This window comes from Candidatus Cytomitobacter primus, assembly GCF_008189405.1.
Classification (GTDB): domain Bacteria; phylum Pseudomonadota; class Alphaproteobacteria; order CAJXXZ01; family 1604HC; genus Cytomitobacter; species Cytomitobacter primus.
The window spans coordinates 412987-429551 of the sequence record NZ_CP043316.1 but is presented as its reverse complement, the minus strand read 5'-3'; the positions used below and the strand labels follow the sequence as shown (position 1 = coordinate 429551).

General features: G+C 30.1%; 13 protein-coding genes. 10 read left to right on the top strand and 3 right to left on the bottom strand.

Features of this window, described 5'->3' with window-relative positions:
- Window positions 1-155: 155 nt before the first annotated feature.
- Entirely contained in the window at window positions 156-854 is a 699-nt protein-coding gene (locus FZC34_RS01880) for a triose-phosphate isomerase (protein ID WP_187440010.1), read from the top strand.
- Entirely contained in the window at window positions 851-1558 is a 708-nt protein-coding gene (locus FZC34_RS01875; protein ID WP_148971772.1) for a ComF family protein, read from the top strand. The genes FZC34_RS01880 and FZC34_RS01875 overlap by 4 nt, the downstream gene beginning before the upstream one ends.
- A gap of 192 nt (window positions 1559-1750) precedes the next feature.
- On the opposite strand, the gene greA is transcribed toward FZC34_RS01875, so the two are convergent.
- On the bottom strand, window positions 1751-2224 hold the full coding sequence (gene greA / locus FZC34_RS01870; protein WP_148971771.1) for a transcription elongation factor GreA: 474 nt from the start codon (window positions 2222-2224) through the stop codon (window positions 1751-1753).
- 223 nt (window positions 2225-2447) lie between these two features.
- Between greA and rpsB the strand changes: the two genes are divergently transcribed.
- The 4 genes from rpsB to FZC34_RS01850 all read left to right on the top strand — a co-directional run bounded on the left by rpsB (window position 2448) and on the right by FZC34_RS01850 (window position 6063).
- On the top strand, window positions 2448-3332 hold the full coding sequence (gene rpsB, locus FZC34_RS01865) for a 30S ribosomal protein S2 (RefSeq protein ID WP_187440009.1): 885 nt from the start codon (window positions 2448-2450) through the stop codon (window positions 3330-3332).
- Window positions 3325-4155 carry a translation elongation factor Ts gene (gene tsf / locus FZC34_RS01860; protein ID WP_148971769.1) on the top strand — a complete coding sequence of 277 codons (831 nt, stop codon included), beginning with the start codon at window positions 3325-3327 and terminating at the stop codon, window positions 4153-4155. Before rpsB ends, tsf begins: the two co-directional genes overlap by 8 nt.
- Window positions 4156-4172: 17 nt before the next feature.
- Window positions 4173-4865: an amino acid kinase family protein gene (locus FZC34_RS01855; RefSeq protein WP_148971768.1), complete on the top strand. Its 693-nt coding sequence runs from the start codon at window positions 4173-4175 to the stop codon at window positions 4863-4865.
- 700 nt (window positions 4866-5565) lie between these two features.
- Window positions 5566-6063 carry a glycoside hydrolase family 108 protein gene (locus FZC34_RS01850; protein ID WP_148971767.1) on the top strand — a complete coding sequence of 166 codons (498 nt, stop codon included), beginning with the start codon at window positions 5566-5568 and terminating at the stop codon, window positions 6061-6063.
- Between the two features lie 109 nt (window positions 6064-6172).
- Here FZC34_RS01850 and FZC34_RS01845 read toward each other — a convergent pair whose 3' ends face one another.
- On the bottom strand, window positions 6173-8188 hold the full coding sequence (locus FZC34_RS01845) for a hypothetical protein (protein WP_148971766.1): 2016 nt from the start codon (window positions 8186-8188) through the stop codon (window positions 6173-6175).
- Between the two features lie 417 nt (window positions 8189-8605).
- Between FZC34_RS01845 and FZC34_RS01840 the strand changes: the two genes are divergently transcribed.
- Both FZC34_RS01840 and FZC34_RS01835 read left to right on the top strand, forming a co-directional pair.
- Window positions 8606-9715: a M23 family metallopeptidase gene (locus FZC34_RS01840; protein WP_187440008.1), complete on the top strand. Its 1110-nt coding sequence runs from the start codon at window positions 8606-8608 to the stop codon at window positions 9713-9715.
- A 327-nt stretch (window positions 9716-10042) separates the two neighbouring features.
- Window positions 10043-13090 carry a S1 family peptidase gene (locus FZC34_RS01835; protein WP_148971764.1) on the top strand — a complete coding sequence of 1016 codons (3048 nt, stop codon included), beginning with the start codon at window positions 10043-10045 and terminating at the stop codon, window positions 13088-13090.
- Between the two features lie 171 nt (window positions 13091-13261).
- Here the strand turns inward: FZC34_RS01835 and ybeY are convergent, their stop codons facing one another.
- Window positions 13262-13780, bottom strand: a complete 519-nt coding sequence (ybeY, locus tag FZC34_RS01830; RefSeq protein ID WP_148971763.1) for an rRNA maturation RNase YbeY — start codon at window positions 13778-13780, stop codon at window positions 13262-13264.
- A 226-nt stretch (window positions 13781-14006) separates the two neighbouring features.
- Between ybeY and FZC34_RS01825 the strand changes: the two genes are divergently transcribed.
- Window positions 14007-14552: a nucleotide exchange factor GrpE gene (locus tag FZC34_RS01825; protein WP_148971762.1), complete on the top strand. Its 546-nt coding sequence runs from the start codon at window positions 14007-14009 to the stop codon at window positions 14550-14552.
- Window positions 14553-14646: 94 nt separating this feature from the next.
- Window positions 14647-16554 (top strand): molecular chaperone DnaK, encoded by a 1908-nt coding sequence (dnaK, locus tag FZC34_RS01820; RefSeq protein ID WP_148971761.1) that lies wholly within the window; start codon window positions 14647-14649, stop codon window positions 16552-16554.
- Window positions 16555-16565: the final 11 nt, after the last annotated feature.

The window sequence follows — 16565 nt, the reverse complement described above, 5'->3', positions numbered from 1 at the left end:
TTTTCTCCATGCTCTTTACATATAATATATTTATTATCATAATTTTCTGCAATATTCCCTTTGTTTTTTATTTTAGTATTTATACTGCCTATCTATTAAATTATTCTATATATTCACGATATCTATCTTGAATAAAATATATTAAAATAATGGAAATGAGCTTTGTTATTATAGGAAATTGGAAGGGTATTTGCTCTCAAGCAAACTTATTGCATGCATCGCAATATAAAACAAAACAAAATATACATTATATAATTGCTCCTAATTATTTGCATATTTCCTATATATCAAAATTACAAAATATTAATTTATGTGCTCAAAATTCTGTGCAAAATGAACTAACAGGCAGTGTCTCTATCAGCTTACTTATGCAGTTTAATGTGAAATATATGTTGTGTAATCATGCAGATCATCGTGCAAACAATAATTATAATCCAACAGAGCATGTTTTGATATGTGAGGAAAATAGTATTACGCCAATCATTTTTATTAAAGATTATCAAGAAGCTATTAATCTATCTAATACGCTTAATAAGATTAAACGTAAACCTAATTACACTAATGAAAATAAGTCATTAGACCTCCTATCTTATAAGAGCATTTTTGTGTTTGAGCCACATGATTATATTGGGAAAGAAGGTATTGCTGATTTAAATAAAGTAAAATATGAAATTGATAGGATCAAACAATTAACAGATAGCCCAGTTTGTTATGGTGGATCTTTAAATGAAAATAATTATAAAGATTTGATTCCATATGTGGATGGATTGTGTTTTGGACGATTAAGCAGATCTGCAAATTTTAATCAAATAATTGAAAATATAAGTAATAATCTAATAAGCGCCAATTCATGAAAAAATTAATGAGTATATTTTACCCTAAGATTTGTTACTTATGTGATTGTACGTTGCAAGAAAATGGATTATGCCATCAATGTTGGGGTAAGATAGTGTTCATACAAGATCCAGCATGTATTACATGTGGTAATCCATTTGAATATGATTTAGGAAAAATATCATGCGCAAAATGTATACAAGATAATCATCATATAGATTATGCAAAATCTATTATGAAGTATGATAAAAATACAAGAAAACTAATTATGGCATATAAAAATCATGGTTGTTTTTATTTGACAAGTTTTTTCTCTAATTTATTAAAAAACACCATCAAAGAATGGATTAGTGATATAGATTATATTGTTCCCATACCATTACATAGTTGGCGTCTTTTTTGGAGAGGGTATAATCAATCCTCAATTTTGGCGAAAAATCTATCTAAAGCAATAAAAATTCCATATTTAGACAATGGGCTGTTAAGGGTCAGGTTTACTGGCACTCAAAGTACTTTTAATAAAGCGGATAGATGGAAAAATGTAAAAGGAGCTTTTGAGTTTAATTATGAATATGAATTTAGGTTCAAAGGAAAAAACATTTTATTACTTGATGATGTGACAACTACAGGTGCTACCATTAATTTTGCAGCAGAATCACTTAAAAAAGCAGGAGTAAATAAAATTTATTGTGTTACATTAGCTAGATCAATCACTTTGAAATAATTTAACTAACATCTTAATCTCACTTTGATTTAAATTTAATATATATACATTCATTATAAAAGTAATAGATACAGATATAAATATTTAGAGTGTTTAGCACACTAAAGAGTGCTGAAATATTCATAAAACACTATATCATTAGAAGAAATTGTAGGTATAAAAGGTATGTATATGCAATATATATGATGATTATTACCTATAATCAATGTTTTTTACTTCATACTCTTTTGTGCCACCTGGTGTGATTACTTTAAAAAAATCACCAACTGACTTTCCTAGAGAACATTTACCTACTGGGGATTTGATAGATATGCTGCCTTTTTCTGGAGAAGATTCATCTTCTCCAACTAATTGATAAATAATCTCTTTGTCAGTATCTATATCTATTAATGTGATAAATGCTCCAAATCTTATTATATTATCAACTGCTTTTGACAAATCGGTAATTTGTAATAATGGAATGCGTTTTCTCAAATATGAAATACGGTAGTCCAATTTTCCTTGCATTTCTTTTGCAGATTTATATTCAGCATTTTCAGATAAATCTCCTAAAGCTCTTGCTTTTTGTATTGCATCAATTATTTTTGGACGTTCTATTGCTTCTAAATCGTGCAACTCATTTTTTAATTTTTCATACCCATTTCTAGTGATTGGAACAGAATGCATTTTTCACCTTCCTAAAAAATTAGTTCATTGATTACAGTTAATTGTATAAACTCAATCAACTGAAACTACTGTTTGATTTTATATCTTTTTATGCGATAATGTCCAGCAAGTGCAGTCAAAAACTTTCTGTGGAGTTTTTTTGTTTTTAAGCATAGCTTGGTGAAATCAAAGTAGTAAAGCTATTAAAATTCCTGACTGCAACAAAACAGAAGGAGATTTATTTGTGAATACAGATATCAATAATATCAGTGCTGATAAAGCAGTAGAAAATCAACCAGAAGTTGAAGTTAACAAAGAAGCTAATAAAGAAATAGAATCTATTATTAATTTTACCTTTAATGATTTAAGGGATGCAGGTGTGCATTTTGGACATAAGTTAGAGCGAACTAACAGAAAAATGATGCCATATATATTTGAGCAAAAAGATGGAATGTACATAATTAATTTGGGTAAAACTATTCCATTATTTAAAAACGCATTGGCAGCCATTAGAAAACATGTTGCTAACTCAAGAAATGGACGTGTTTTATTTGTAGGAACTCAACATCAGTCTAGAAAAGCTGTAAAAGATGCTGCAAAACAATGTGCTCAATATTCTATCAGTGAAAAATGGCCTGGTGGGTTGCTTACTAACTGGAAAACAGTTTCTCAATCAATTAAAAGAATGAAAGACACTGAAAAGAAGTTAGAAGATGGTTTTTACAATAGTTATAAGAAGCATGAACAAGTAAAGATCCAAAAAAAGCATGATAAGCAAGCAAAGCTTTTTGAAGGTATCAGAGATATGAGTGATTTGCCAAGCTTAATTATTATTACTTCACATAATGAAACCAATGCAATTAAGGAAGCAAAAAAACTTAATATTCCTATAGTATTATTATTGGATACAGATGGAGATCCTCAAGGCATTGATTTCCCAGTACCAGGAAATGATGACTCTATAATCTCTGTAGATTTATTCTGCACTCTTTGTTCAAGAGCTGGATTGTTAGGTATTCATGATGAGCAAGAAGTATTAAAGAGAAAAGAAGAAGCAAAGAAGAAAAAAGAAGAAGAGAAACAAACAGAAAAAATAGAAAAAACCACGGAAGAGATTAAAAATGGGTAAAATAACTGCAGTACAAGTAAAGTCTTTAAGAGAAAGAACTGGAGCTGGTATTAAAGCTTGTAACGAAGCTTTAAAAGAAACTAATGGTAATGAAGAACAAGCTATAGATTGGTTACGTCAAAAAGGCATTGCTTCTCAATCTAAAAGATCTAGCAGAGATGCATCTGAAGGTATAGTAGCTATGCATTTGGATGGAAATGCAGGAACTTTAGTATCCTTAAAATGCGAAACAGATTTTGTTGCTAAAAATGAAGATTTTTGGGGAATTGCAAGAGATTTATGTACACTATCCATTGTGAATCCTAAAGATTTAGAGAATCAAGCATTAAATGGAACCAAAGTTTCTGAACTATTGATTGAATCATCATCTGTAATTAAAGAAAATATTCAATTAGGAGAAATTACAACATTAAAATCTGAACAAAACACATATGTATATGGATATGTTCATGGTAATATCGTGCCACTTCCAACAGTTGGAACAATTGGTGTTTTAGTAAGAATTTCAAGTCCTGATCCTGAATTTGGTAAGAAAATTGCTATGCATATTGCTGCTATGAATCCAGATGTATTGAATAGCTCTGAAATTTCTGAAGAAATTATGAATCGTGAAAAAGATATTGCTTTAGCTCAGATTGATCAAAATAAACCACAAGAAGTTCAAGATAAAATGCTTGAAGGAAAAGTTCAGAAGGCTTTGAAAGATAGAGTATTATTATCTCAACCTTACGCATTTGATGGTAAAATTACAATTGAACAATATGCAAAAGAAGCTGGCATTACAATTATTGAATTCAAAAAAATCATTATTGGAAAACAATAAGGAAACAGAGTGTTTGAATGAATTTCGGATTAATTAAAATCTCTGGATCATATTTCAAAGAACACATTCATGAATTGCTTAGTTTTATAAAATCAAACCATAATCAGAATATAATTTTTATGGTGGGTGGTGGTAATATCATGAGAGGAAGATCTGTCAAATCTGACAAACGCTTATTTAAAGATCGAATTGGTATCATGAGCACCTTGATTAATGGTATTGATTTAGCAGATAAGATATCAGATTTGGGATTTGATTCATATATTGCATCACCTATATGTAATGAAGATATAATTAATAAGTACAATCCTATTAAAATAAGACAGCTCATGCAAAACAGTCATAATAAAATTATTATATGTGGTGGATTAGGTTGGTGTGGAAATGTAAGTACAGATACAGCAATGGTGATTCGAGGGTTGGAATTATCTTGTAATTGGGTTTGTAAAGCATCTACAGTTGGTGGGGTTTTTGATAAAGATCCATCTTCTAATGTAGGTGCAAAACTTCTGCACAGTTTGGATTATGAGCAAGCGATTAAGTATGACGCATATGATAAATCTGCAATTTTAATTGCACAAGAGAATAATTTACCATTAATAGTAGCAAATCTAACAAATTTAAGTAAAATGCTTCCAATGCTAAATAATAATAATTTGAATGATATAGATAATAAGATAATGAATAAAAATAGCACAATAATTAAGTAAATGAAAAATACATATGATAATAAAGTGTAAAAAGCATTATAATGGAATATAACAATTGTATGATGTTTTAAGTTAATAAAAGCAATATTATGATTAAATCCATATATAGCCACATCTAAATTATATAATAACCAGTAATTCTTGTTAATGAAATATTGTAAAATACTAAGAAGATCATTATTCAATATAGCCAATTATATAATGTATGGTAACGCAGTAAGCAAATGGTGAATAATAGGAAATATTATAGAACTAAGAAAAAATGCAATCTGTAACCTAGGTTAATTTTAGTTATGCGCGCCATGTGAAAAGTATAATAATAGAGCTTTAAGTGTAGTGGTGGAGCTTTAGGAAATATATATGATCTGGTCAAATTATCTAAAATGTTTAATGAAAATATATAACAATTGTATGATGCATTGTAGTGATTTGCTGAATATATTATGGCAATGGATATATCTAGTAATATATTGAACAGGCTGCAATGATTGATTTAATATTATAATAGTTCAGAAATTTTTCTTGAATTTTTTACTTCATTTTTCGTAGAATTATTTATAAGAGCTATTCATCAAAACTACTTTATAGGGTTGAGCAAGCAACATTAAATAGATTTGTTGAATTTAATAATCAATCTCATGTTTATTGCTTATATATCACCCTATATAATTGAGAATTGGTGTAATTAAGGGGTATAACTATGGTAATTTATAGCAATAAATTTAAAAAAGCAATGAATGTTTTACTAGAACATGAAGGTGGGTATGTTAATGATCAGTATGATAGAGGAGGAGAAACAAAATATGGAATTAGTAAAAAAGTGCATCAGAATATTGATATTGAGAGATTAACGATTGAAACAGCAACAGAAATTTATTACAAATATTATTGGTGTACATGGAAGTATGACAAAATCGATGATGATGTAATTGCAAATAAAGTGTTTAATTTAGGGGTAAATTTAGGGAATAAGAATGCAAATAAGCTGCTTCAAAGAGCATTAAGAGCCACAGGTGTGCATATAGATGAAGATGGTATTTTAGGCACAAAAAGCATTGCTACAATTAATGAAGCTAACTCATATGCTTTGTTATGTGCCCTGCGATCTGAAGCTGCAAATTATTACAGAATAATTGTTATGCAAAATGCAAATCAGAATAGATTCATAAATGGTTGGCTGAATAGAGCATACTTTTAATTTATTGATTTAGTGAAAGCAATAAATTGATTGGCAAGTATATATAAATTTTATTAGATAATATAAGACTTTATATGCTAGATATCATACAAAAGAACTATTAGCTTTTTTAGACCATTAGCTGTGTGAATGATAGAAATATATTATAGAAGAAATCATAAAACACATATCCAACTACATAAACTACGTTCTGCAATATTGAATTAGATCCATATAGTAATGAAAGTGCTAATTTGATTGGTATGGATGCGTAATTTATATTAATTATCTTTGTGTCCCATATTTCGTCATTACTACCAAGCATTTGATGGTACATTATCGCAAATGCAGGCCCAGATAGTAAGTTATATATATATTTATTTACATTATCTACACCACTTAGCGAGCAAAAGTAATTGGACATAACATATGCTGTGGTCAGTTTGCTCCAATAAAAATCTTCATTCCCCATTATAAAATCTAATGCAAGTGGAAGTTGTGCCATCATGCCTAATTTTTTAGTGAAATCTGATTGTAAAAATGAAATATTTGCAATATCATCACATAATTTACGTACGATATACGGATAAATAATTGCTGAAGCGATTGGTGTTGTATAGTGTGAATCTGTAGCATAATCTACAATAGATGTCGTGCATAATAAAGATGCAAGAGATTTAACTAACTTATAATCATTCTTAGTAAGCAATTCGTATTCACGCTTCATAATATTTGAAATGACATTAGATATTTTATTTGATCCATCTTCAGTGCTTACAAATAATACACTTGAAGCAGATCCATGGCTGCTTGTAGAATACAGCCAATTTGGACATTCTCTCTCTTTGATTTCATTACTTTTAGATTCATAAGTTGTGATTATCTTTGGTGTATTTGCTTGATTTTTACCTAAATTAAATTTGATCAAATTATTCAAATTACTTTGGTCATAATTATATGCAATATGATAGGTCTTTGCGTTATACATATTTGACATTTGTGCCACAACGTAGTTAATGCTCCATCCCTCTAATGATTTTATTGTTTGATCATAGAAATTGCGATGTAAATTAGGATATTCATTTCCATTAGATATATATATAGCACTAAATTTAAACATACTATTCAATATGTATATAGTATTTGCATGCTGTTCTGATTCTCTATGTGATGCGATATATACAACATCTCCATCTAATAATACATCATCAATGGGTGGCAAAGCATATCTCACAGCATTCTGCACATCAACTTCCTGCATCTCTTTGTTTTTCTGAACCTTATCAATTGTCTGTATGAAATAACTATTGTTTTTATAGATACTTTGAACTAGCTCAAGAGCTGTGCTATGCTCAGCATTTCCAGCACACAAAAGAGATATTTGCTTCTGTGTATTATATTTCAAATAACTATGTGTAAATGAAATGATTGGGTTTGCTGCATTTTGATTATCTATGCTTTGGTGTTTAGTATTCATAGACCATATGTATATTTGCATTCTTAATTCAGCAATTGCATTATCAAACTTACTTAATAACAATTGTTTTGCATGACTTGTTTGTGATTTTGCTTTTGACCACAATTCAACAATATTATCAGAGAAAAATTCAGGTGATCCATCACTGTTTTTCCATGAATATGTTTCTATAGAATTATCTGCCAAACGTTTTTTTGTGCTTGCAACAGAGTCTTTACTTTGACCCCAATCACCACATAGAAATGAAACAAATGGCTTTTCAGAAGATCTTCTTTTTTTTGGATCATGGCTTTGGACTGCATAGTGATTTTCTAATAATCCACTCAAACTATTTATATTTTCTACATTTGGGTATGAAAGGATTGTTACAAGCAAGTCAAGATCTGTTAGCATATCTTTATTGATTGCATCACTTAAAGTTTGCGATCTGCTCTTATGGCTACCAGATTTTTGTGAATGCTTATGGTTTCCACAGTCATAAAGGAATCCAATTCTTTCCGTTTTTTCAACTGATTGTCCATATTCATTGCTATGATTATATTGGACATAATATTTACTCAACTGGCAATTACCTTGCCCAACATCAAATATATGAAATTCACTGCTTAGAACTACAGATTCGATCTGGGTGATTAATGTACACAGAGGTATTATTAGAGATTTTTTCATGCTTACACACTCCTAATGTGTGCATAATAGGCATATTATTTGTAATCATGCAATATAGAATATTATTTGCATAAAATTTACAAGAATAAACGGATAAATTTACATAAAATATACCATATAAAATAATGATATTTTTGTAATAAAGAAATTACAATATATTTGCGTTATATATAGGTATTTCCAAAGAATAAAATTAATTTTATATCAATTTTTACACAGATTTTTCAACATAAGATAGCGATAATTATTTGAAAGTGTTAGAATTGCTTCGTGGTCTCGATAGTAGTAAAGTTTTTTGTAGATGAAATTAGTTTTTGGAGTCGTTATGTGGCTAGTTTTGTCAGATTAATGCCTAGATTAATCAACTTTACTTATATCTTTTTCGAATTAATATCATTATTTAGATTATGTCTATTTATGAGTGGTTGTATTGTTATACTAAAATTAGCAAATGTTCCAAAAATTTCCCAATCTAATATGATTTTATCTAATATTCCTGTAAAACAATTAATGGTAAAGCACGTGATTGGGCATGAAGGTGTTTCAATATCATTTTCAAAAGAGGGAATTGCTCTTAATCAAGTTGCAAAAATTACTCAAGAAATTGAAAAAGTAATTCCTCCATCATGGCTATATAATGCCGTGATTTCCACTAAAGTATTTGAGCAAAATGGTCAGCATAAATTTGATGAATGCTATATTACAGGCAAAGGTTTTAAGATTTTTCTTAAATCTATTGATGATAATATTATTTTAGAATGGATTCAGAGAGAGAAAAGAGAAATATTTAAGCATAAAGTGAATGGTAATTTGAGAAATTCAATTTCTAAAAGTTTACCAATGCCGATGGTTCATACAATAATGCAATATATGCAAAAAGCAGGGAAATCTCTTCATAATATTCATAATATTAATGTGGAGTATGAATCTTCATCTCAAAAAGGAGTGATGCCAAAGATTTCTCTGATAGATGTTAAATATAAGAATGGTGAGAATAACGTGATAGTGCAGTTAGGGAAAAAACTGTATGATCCTATGAAAAATTATTCCTATGATGATTTGGTTTATTTGAATAAGCCTGTAAATGCTAGAGTTTCATCTTCATATGGTTGGAGAATTCATCCAGTTTTGAAAATTAAACGAATGCATAGAGGCATTGATTACGCAGCACCTTTGGGGACTCCTATTTATGCTTCAGCCGATGGAATTGTTACAAGAGCATTTGTTTGTAGGGGTTATGGAAATTATATTGAACTTACACATCCGACATATAATGGTAAAATCACAACTGGTTATGCGCATCTTACAAAATTGCTTTTGAATAAAAATCAGAAAATTAAAAAAGGTGAGTTGATAGGATATTCAGGAAATACAGGTATGACAACTGCTGCACATTTGCATTATGAGATTAAAGTGGATGGGAAATTTGTGAACCCTAATTCTATAAAGACTTTCTATAAAAAGATGAAAAATGAAGAGCTTCGAGCTGTGAAGCAGCACTATAATGCGTATAAATGTATCAAATAAATATTAAGTAATTTTTTTTATTTGATTATCTGGTTTTGATCAGGCTTAGGTGTTTATTTAGGATTTAAACATTTATAGTTTATATTATGCAATGTTGAACTGAGTATTTGGCACTGCTTTATCTTGTTGATTATATATATTCTTATTGCAGTTTGTTTTCTTTTTACATTTTCTTTTGAAATCATAGTTGCTGATTTTGATTGAAAATTGAGGTAATCATGAGGATACCCTTCAAATTGCCGGGAAAATAGGTTATAGTCTGAACAATTATAAAGTTTCAGGTGCAATTCATTGTAAAAACCTTGGCATTATGAGGATAGAGGTAAAATGAAGAATAATATGATGCTATTACGCAGCCTGATACTGGTTGTTGGTATATCGATTGACGCTGGAGTACTGAGCAGTGAGATGCATGTATTTGATGTCGGCCAAGGTAACTGCCAGTTGAATACGTATTTTGTTGAGTATGATAAAAGGGATGAAGATGGAATGCAAGTGAAAAAAAGAGAACGAATTGGATTCCTGTATGATTGTGGGAGCCATCCATTTCCATTGAGATTTAATGTATATGCTGATAATGTTAGGTCTGCAACTTTATGTGGTGAAATTAGCTCAAAACTTACAGACTTACATTTACTTATAGTAATCCTATCACATCCAGATAGAGATCATATAAATAAGGTTGAAGGAGTTCTTGAATATAAAGTTGATAAAGAAAGCCAGTCATTAAAAGACAAAATGATTGATGGGACATTAAAAGTTATTTCATTTCTATGTGGGGTTTGGAATGACAAAGGTGAAATGAAAAAAGCAAAAGATGCTTTTATAAATAAACTAATAGAGCCATATTCTTGGAGTAAGGATAGAATGGGCAATAATTTCTTCTATGGAAATATTGAAGAATTATTTGCTATAGCGAAGGGTGAATTGAATCTTATTCAAGCACGAAAAGTAGCAAATAAGACAGCTGCAGAAGCAAATGTTAAAAATTTAACTCATCAATTAAAATCTCTGACTGACTCTCATGCCAAAAACAAAATCAATTATATAGATTATATATGCCAATGGGATCATACAAATCAACAGTTTGATTTAGCTCAAAACCAGCTAATTCAAGCAAATGCTCAAGCATCATTATTAGGTTATTTAAATCAATTTGATAATGCAATTGCTCAGTTAAGAGATTATATATATATATGGTCTATGAATACACCATGTAATAGTGCAGAAAAGGATCAGAATGCAGTTAGTCCAATTATCTCATTCACACACCAATATCAAACTGTCTCAAGAGATACAAAATATTTATCTATGATTTGTACAGGAGATGCTGAGGATAGTACAATATCAGGTAATGATAATAAATCATTAGAAGAAAGGTTGCGGCTATACTTAAAAGATAGAAAAGATATTGTGCGTAGGAATATGAAATTACAAAAATACTCATATGTAAATGCATTGATGCAGGCGACAGATAGCCATAAAGTTGGATTATATGCATTATATGATTCTGTAACAAGTGATACTAGTGATCATGATATTATTTGTATTGCACCACATCATGGATCTGCAGATCAAGCAAGTACTATGATTTTATTAAATGATTTAATGAAGATGAGCATGGTTTATGTATCTAATGGGCATGGAACAATGTATCCACATATACATCAACACTGGTATAGGATGATGAGTGTTGGAATTTTGAATGATGATATAGGAGGGAGATATGGGAAATTATCAAAAAGCATTGGTGATAGTTATTGTATAATATTAAAAAACATTAATGGTGTGGTTGCAGGGCTAAAAACAGATTTGTCTCAAATAGCTACATATATAGGAGCATCAAGCGGAAAAGATGCACCTATTAGGCCATATAAAGATTCAGATAAGTTAAGGTGTCCAAATTGGCTATATTCAACGAATGATCATGGAAGTTTGTGTGTTACTATAAGTGATTGGAATGGATTTGATGATTGTATTGAGCCTTATCCTATCATTGCACTTGCAGCAGCATATTCTATTGTAGCAGTAAATAATACAGTGCCTGTAAGTAAAGATGATAAGAATATATTTACAAGTCAATATGTAAACGTAGGTCCAGATGGTATTGTTAAAATTATAATGCCTAAATTTGATAAACCAGATCAAGATGAAAAAGATGAAAAAAATATTAAAAGTATAGAAGGCTATGGCGGTCCAATTCTTGCTGAGTTAAATGAAAGTGAAAATGATAGAAGAATGGAAGCAATGAAAAAATATAATGAAGGTAGGTATGGAGAGCCTGAATCTATAATGAGTGCAAAATCAGAAGATGAGGCATTTGAACAAATTACAAAATCGGAAGAATTGGAATCACTTCCATACTCTGCTTGTGGAAAAATAACCATGAAATTTGATGGTATTGATAAGCCAGTATTTGGAAGTGGATTTTTAATTGGTAAAAATATAGTAATGACTGCTGCGCATAATGTATATGATTTTGAATTTAAAGGAGCTTATGAAGTATATTTTGCACTTGCAAAAGAGGGGCATAATACTAAACATCATTGTAAACATTATTATGTTCATGACAATTATAAAGGAAAAGAAGAGCGTGCGCTTGAGTATGATATTGCATTACTATTTTTTGATTATAATATTACTGATAATGAAGAAGGTGTATTTAAACTTAAAGTAGTAGAATTTGCTGATAAAAAAGATGTAACAATCATTGGATATCCAGGAGCTTGCAATACAAGTACTAATAGCAAACTGTGTAAATCATCTGGAAATGCTAAAAAAGCTAGACTCAGAAATAATGATAATGAAATGATTTTACATACAGTAGATACTTTGCAAGGAAATAGTGGAAGTCCAATTATTTTAAATGGTAATGTTGTAATAGGTGTCCATACAAACAGTGTGCCTAAATCTGTTGAATCTGTTGAATCTGTTGAATCTGTTGAATCTACTGAATATACTAAATATCTTGAATCTTGGAAATATATTAAAGAGTTTGAATATAAGGAATATGCTGGACATAATAGCGGAGTGAGAATCAAGGGTAGCATACTGGAGTTTATGAATGATAGTATAATTAAATATAACTATGGTATTTCTATGGATAAGGCAGAAAAGGAAAGAACAAATCAAACGCGTATTAATATTGCGAAAAGTATGTTAATAAAGAATACGGTGAGTATAAATGAAATTGCTGAAGTTACTGAACTTACTATAGAAGAAGTAAAAAAGTTAAAAGGTGAAATTGATACTGCAATAGAATACTTAGACGGAGCGTGTGTAGATGATGCACTTAGGGATTTAGGTAAATATGCAAATTTAACTTTCACTATAGATGAATTGAACAAGCTTAAAGCACAAGCTGAAAAAAGATGATCAACAATAATCAGATTCAAAAGAACTGGCAACAGCTTAATTCACAATAATGGATTTATATTATGTTTTAATCAAATTTTTTTTAGTCAAGATTAATGAATATATTGTAAAGTTTTTTTGTTAATATTGATTTAGCAGATATTATAATATTTTCAATTAATATGCATTATATCAGTCATTTATTTTATATGGATTTTGGATGTTGAAGGTTTTGAGTAATTTGATTTCTACGTCTTGCATGATTTTACTTTGCTCTTCAGTTTCATGATCATACCCGATTAGGTGTAATGCCCCATGAGCCACCATATGAATGAAGTGCTCCTCGAAGTTTTTATCTGCTTCCAATGCCTCATCCTCTATGACTTTAGTACATACAAAAATATCCCCTAAAATCCTAGTACACTTCATATCATCTGGCATCACATCAGAAGAAAAAGACAAAACATTTGTAATTTTATTCTTGCCCCTATGCTTCTTATTCAAATATTTCATATATCGAACATCAATGCATCTAACATTAAGGTGTATTTCCTGCTCATGCATGTGTGTCTTGAATGCAATCGCCTTCTTTGCAGCATATTCCGCAGCTAATTGTAAACTGTGTGGAATATTCGCTGTTGTGATTCTCCAATATTTCGCATAACTAGGTAATGGTTTGATTTCAATTAACATATTCGTACAGGATAACATATATTATGGATTATTTGTATAAAAAGGATTTTAGGAGCTAATTAATATTTTAAAAATTACTGATAACGAAAGATGTGTGATATATAGGATAGAATGATGGTTTGTACAGAAAATTGACTTTGGTTAGGTATTATGTTAAATTAGTTATGATTTAGTTTGTTTTTAAAGGTTCAAACTAGATTAAATAATATTTTTTTGATAAAATTCATAGTATTTTGGGGGTTCAATGTTTGTAGATCATGATTCAAGTAATGTAGATGAAACTTTAAATGATAATGTGGATTCTGTAAATTTAAATGCTAATTCAGATTCTGAAAATGAAGAGAATGCGCAAGAAGGTTTAGAGAATTTAGTTAAAAAATTAAAGGGAGATCTTGTCCTTTCATTAGCTGATAAAGAGAATATGAGAAAAAGATTTGAAAGAGATTCGAGAGAGTATGCTAAACATGTTGTCAACAATTTTGCTCTATCTATTTTAGAGGTTGTGGATAATTTAGAGTTAGCATTGCAAGCTGCTGAATCTGATAAGAATATTCATATTGGTATTCAGTTAGTATATAAGCAAATTCTGTCTATTTTAGAGGGTAAAAATATCACCCAACAAAATACTCAAATTGGTGATGAATTTGATGCTCAAAAACATGAAATTTTAGAAGAAATAAGCTCAGATCAAGATAAAAATAAAATAGCTCAAATAAAAGCAAAAGGTTATATGATGAATGATAAAGTATTGAGGCATGCGAAAGTCTCTGTTTCAACAGGAATTAAATAGTTCTTTACAGAAATTAGTAGCTTTTTACAGAAATTTTTGATAAATTGAAATATACGGTTAATTTATTATTGAATTTTACGAGAAAGGGGTCATGATGAACAAAATTATTGGAATAGATTTAGGAACAACAAACTCATGTGTTGCAGTTCTTGAAGGAGGAAAGGTTGTTATTATACCTAATGATGAGGGTGGAAGAACAACTCCTTCTGTAGTTTCCTTTAAAGATGGAGAGAAAGTTGTGGGTGCTGCAGCAAATAGACAAGCTGTGACAAATGCATTGAATACTTTTAACTCTGTAAAAAGGTTAATTGGACGTCGTTACGATGATAAAACCACAAAAGAACATGCTAATTTATCTTCATACAAAATTGTGAATTGTAATGGAGATGCATGCGTAGAAGTAAATGGACAAACTTATAGACCTGAAGAAATTAGTGCTATTGTTTTGCAAAAATTGAAATCTACAGCAGAAAAATATTTAGGAGCTACTGTTACTGAAGCGGTAATTACTGTTCCTGCGTATTTTAATGATGCACAGCGTAATGCTACAAAGAATGCTGGTAGAATCGCTGGATTAGATGTAAAAAGAATTATTAACGAGCCTACAGCTGCAGCATTTGCATATGGTTTAGAGAAGAAGAAATCAGGGAAGATTGCTGTTTATGATTTGGGTGGAGGAACATTTGATGTTTCTATCCTAGAAATTAGTGATGGTGTTTTTGAAGTTCTATCAACTAATGGTGATACTTTCTTAGGTGGTGAAGATTTTGACCAAGCTGTATTGAATTATTTAGCTGATGAATTTTTGAAATCAGATGGTATTGATTTAAGAAAAGATAAGCTTGCGCTACAAAGATTAAGAGTAGAAGCAGAAAAAGCTAAAATTGCACTTTCATCTTCTAATCAAATTGAAGTTAATTTGCCATTTATTACAGCAGATGCATCTGGTCCTAAACATCTTAATGTATCTATTACTAGAGCTAAATTAGAATCTTTGGTTGACGGTTTGGTTGAAAGAACAGCAGAACCATGTAAAAAAGCATTAGCAGATGCTGGGTTATCTTCTAGTGATATTGATGATGTCGTTTTGGTTGGTGGTATGACACGTATGCCTAAAATTGCAGAGAAAGTACAACAAATTTTTGGTAAGAAACCACATCAAGGAGTGAATCCTGATGAAGTTGTTGCAAGTGGAGCTGCTATTCAAGGTGGTGTTCTTCAAGGTGATGTAAAAGATGTATTGCTTCTTGATGTTACACCATTATCATTGGGAATTGAAACTGAAGGTGGAATTTGTTCTAAACTAATTGAAAGAAACACAACAATTCCAACTAAGAAATCTCAGGTATTCTCAACTGCAGCAGATAATCAAACCTCTGTTACAATTAGAGTGTTGCAAGGTGAAAGAGAAATGGCTTCTGATAATAAGCTGTTAGGGCAATTTGATTTGACAGGAATTTCTCCAGCACCAAGAGGGATTCCTCAAGTTGAAGTTACTTTTGAAATTGATGTAGATGGTATTGTTCATGTTTCTGCTAAAGATAAAGCAACTAATAAAGAGCACAGAATTTCTATTAAAGATTCTGGTGGATTGTCTGAAGAAGAAATTGAACAAAAGATCAAAGAAGCTGAAGAATATGCTGAATCTGATAAGCAAAAAGTTAAATTAATTGAAGTTAAAAATAAAGCAGAATCTTTGATTTCAAGTACAGAAAAAGCTTTGGTTGATCATGGAGATCAACTTGAAGCAGAAAACAAGCAAAAAATTGAAGCATCCTTAGAAGATTTGAAAAGCAAAAAAGATTCTGATGATATGAAAGTTCTTGAAGATTCAATCGCTGCTCTATCAAATGACGCTATGAAGCTTGGTGAAATTGCTTATAAAGCTGCTCAAGAAAAAGAGAAAAAATCAGATGATAATTCTGAAAGCTCTGAAAATCAAGATACTGTTCAGGATGCTGAATATAAAGCAGAAGAAGAGAACGTAAAAGAAGATAAATAAAGTATTGAATG

Bases quoted from the DNA above. Each gene is read 5' to 3' on its own strand.
- FZC34_RS01880 (WP_187440010.1), top strand. From the start codon at position 156: ATGAGCTTTGTTATTATAGGAAATTGGAAGGGTATTTGCTCTCAAGCA.
- FZC34_RS01875 (WP_148971772.1), top strand. From the start codon at position 851: ATGAAAAAATTAATGAGTATATTTTACCCTAAGATTTGTTACTTATGT.
- greA (WP_148971771.1), bottom strand. From the start codon at position 2,224: ATGCATTCTGTTCCAATCACTAGAAATGGGTATGAAAAATTAAAAAAT.
- tsf (WP_148971769.1), top strand. From the start codon at position 3,325: ATGGGTAAAATAACTGCAGTACAAGTAAAGTCTTTAAGAGAAAGAACT.
- FZC34_RS01855 (WP_148971768.1), top strand. From the start codon at position 4,173: ATGAATTTCGGATTAATTAAAATCTCTGGATCATATTTCAAAGAACAC.
- FZC34_RS01850 (WP_148971767.1), top strand. From the start codon at position 5,566: ATGGTAATTTATAGCAATAAATTTAAAAAAGCAATGAATGTTTTACTA.
- FZC34_RS01845 (WP_148971766.1), bottom strand. From the start codon at position 8,188: ATGAAAAAATCTCTAATAATACCTCTGTGTACATTAATCACCCAGATC.
- FZC34_RS01840 (WP_187440008.1), top strand. From the start codon at position 8,606: ATGAGTGGTTGTATTGTTATACTAAAATTAGCAAATGTTCCAAAAATT.
- FZC34_RS01835 (WP_148971764.1), top strand. From the start codon at position 10,043: ATGAAGAATAATATGATGCTATTACGCAGCCTGATACTGGTTGTTGGT.
- ybeY (WP_148971763.1), bottom strand. From the start codon at position 13,780: ATGTTATCCTGTACGAATATGTTAATTGAAATCAAACCATTACCTAGT.
- FZC34_RS01825 (WP_148971762.1), top strand. From the start codon at position 14,007: ATGTTTGTAGATCATGATTCAAGTAATGTAGATGAAACTTTAAATGAT.
- dnaK (WP_148971761.1), top strand. From the start codon at position 14,647: ATGAACAAAATTATTGGAATAGATTTAGGAACAACAAACTCATGTGTT.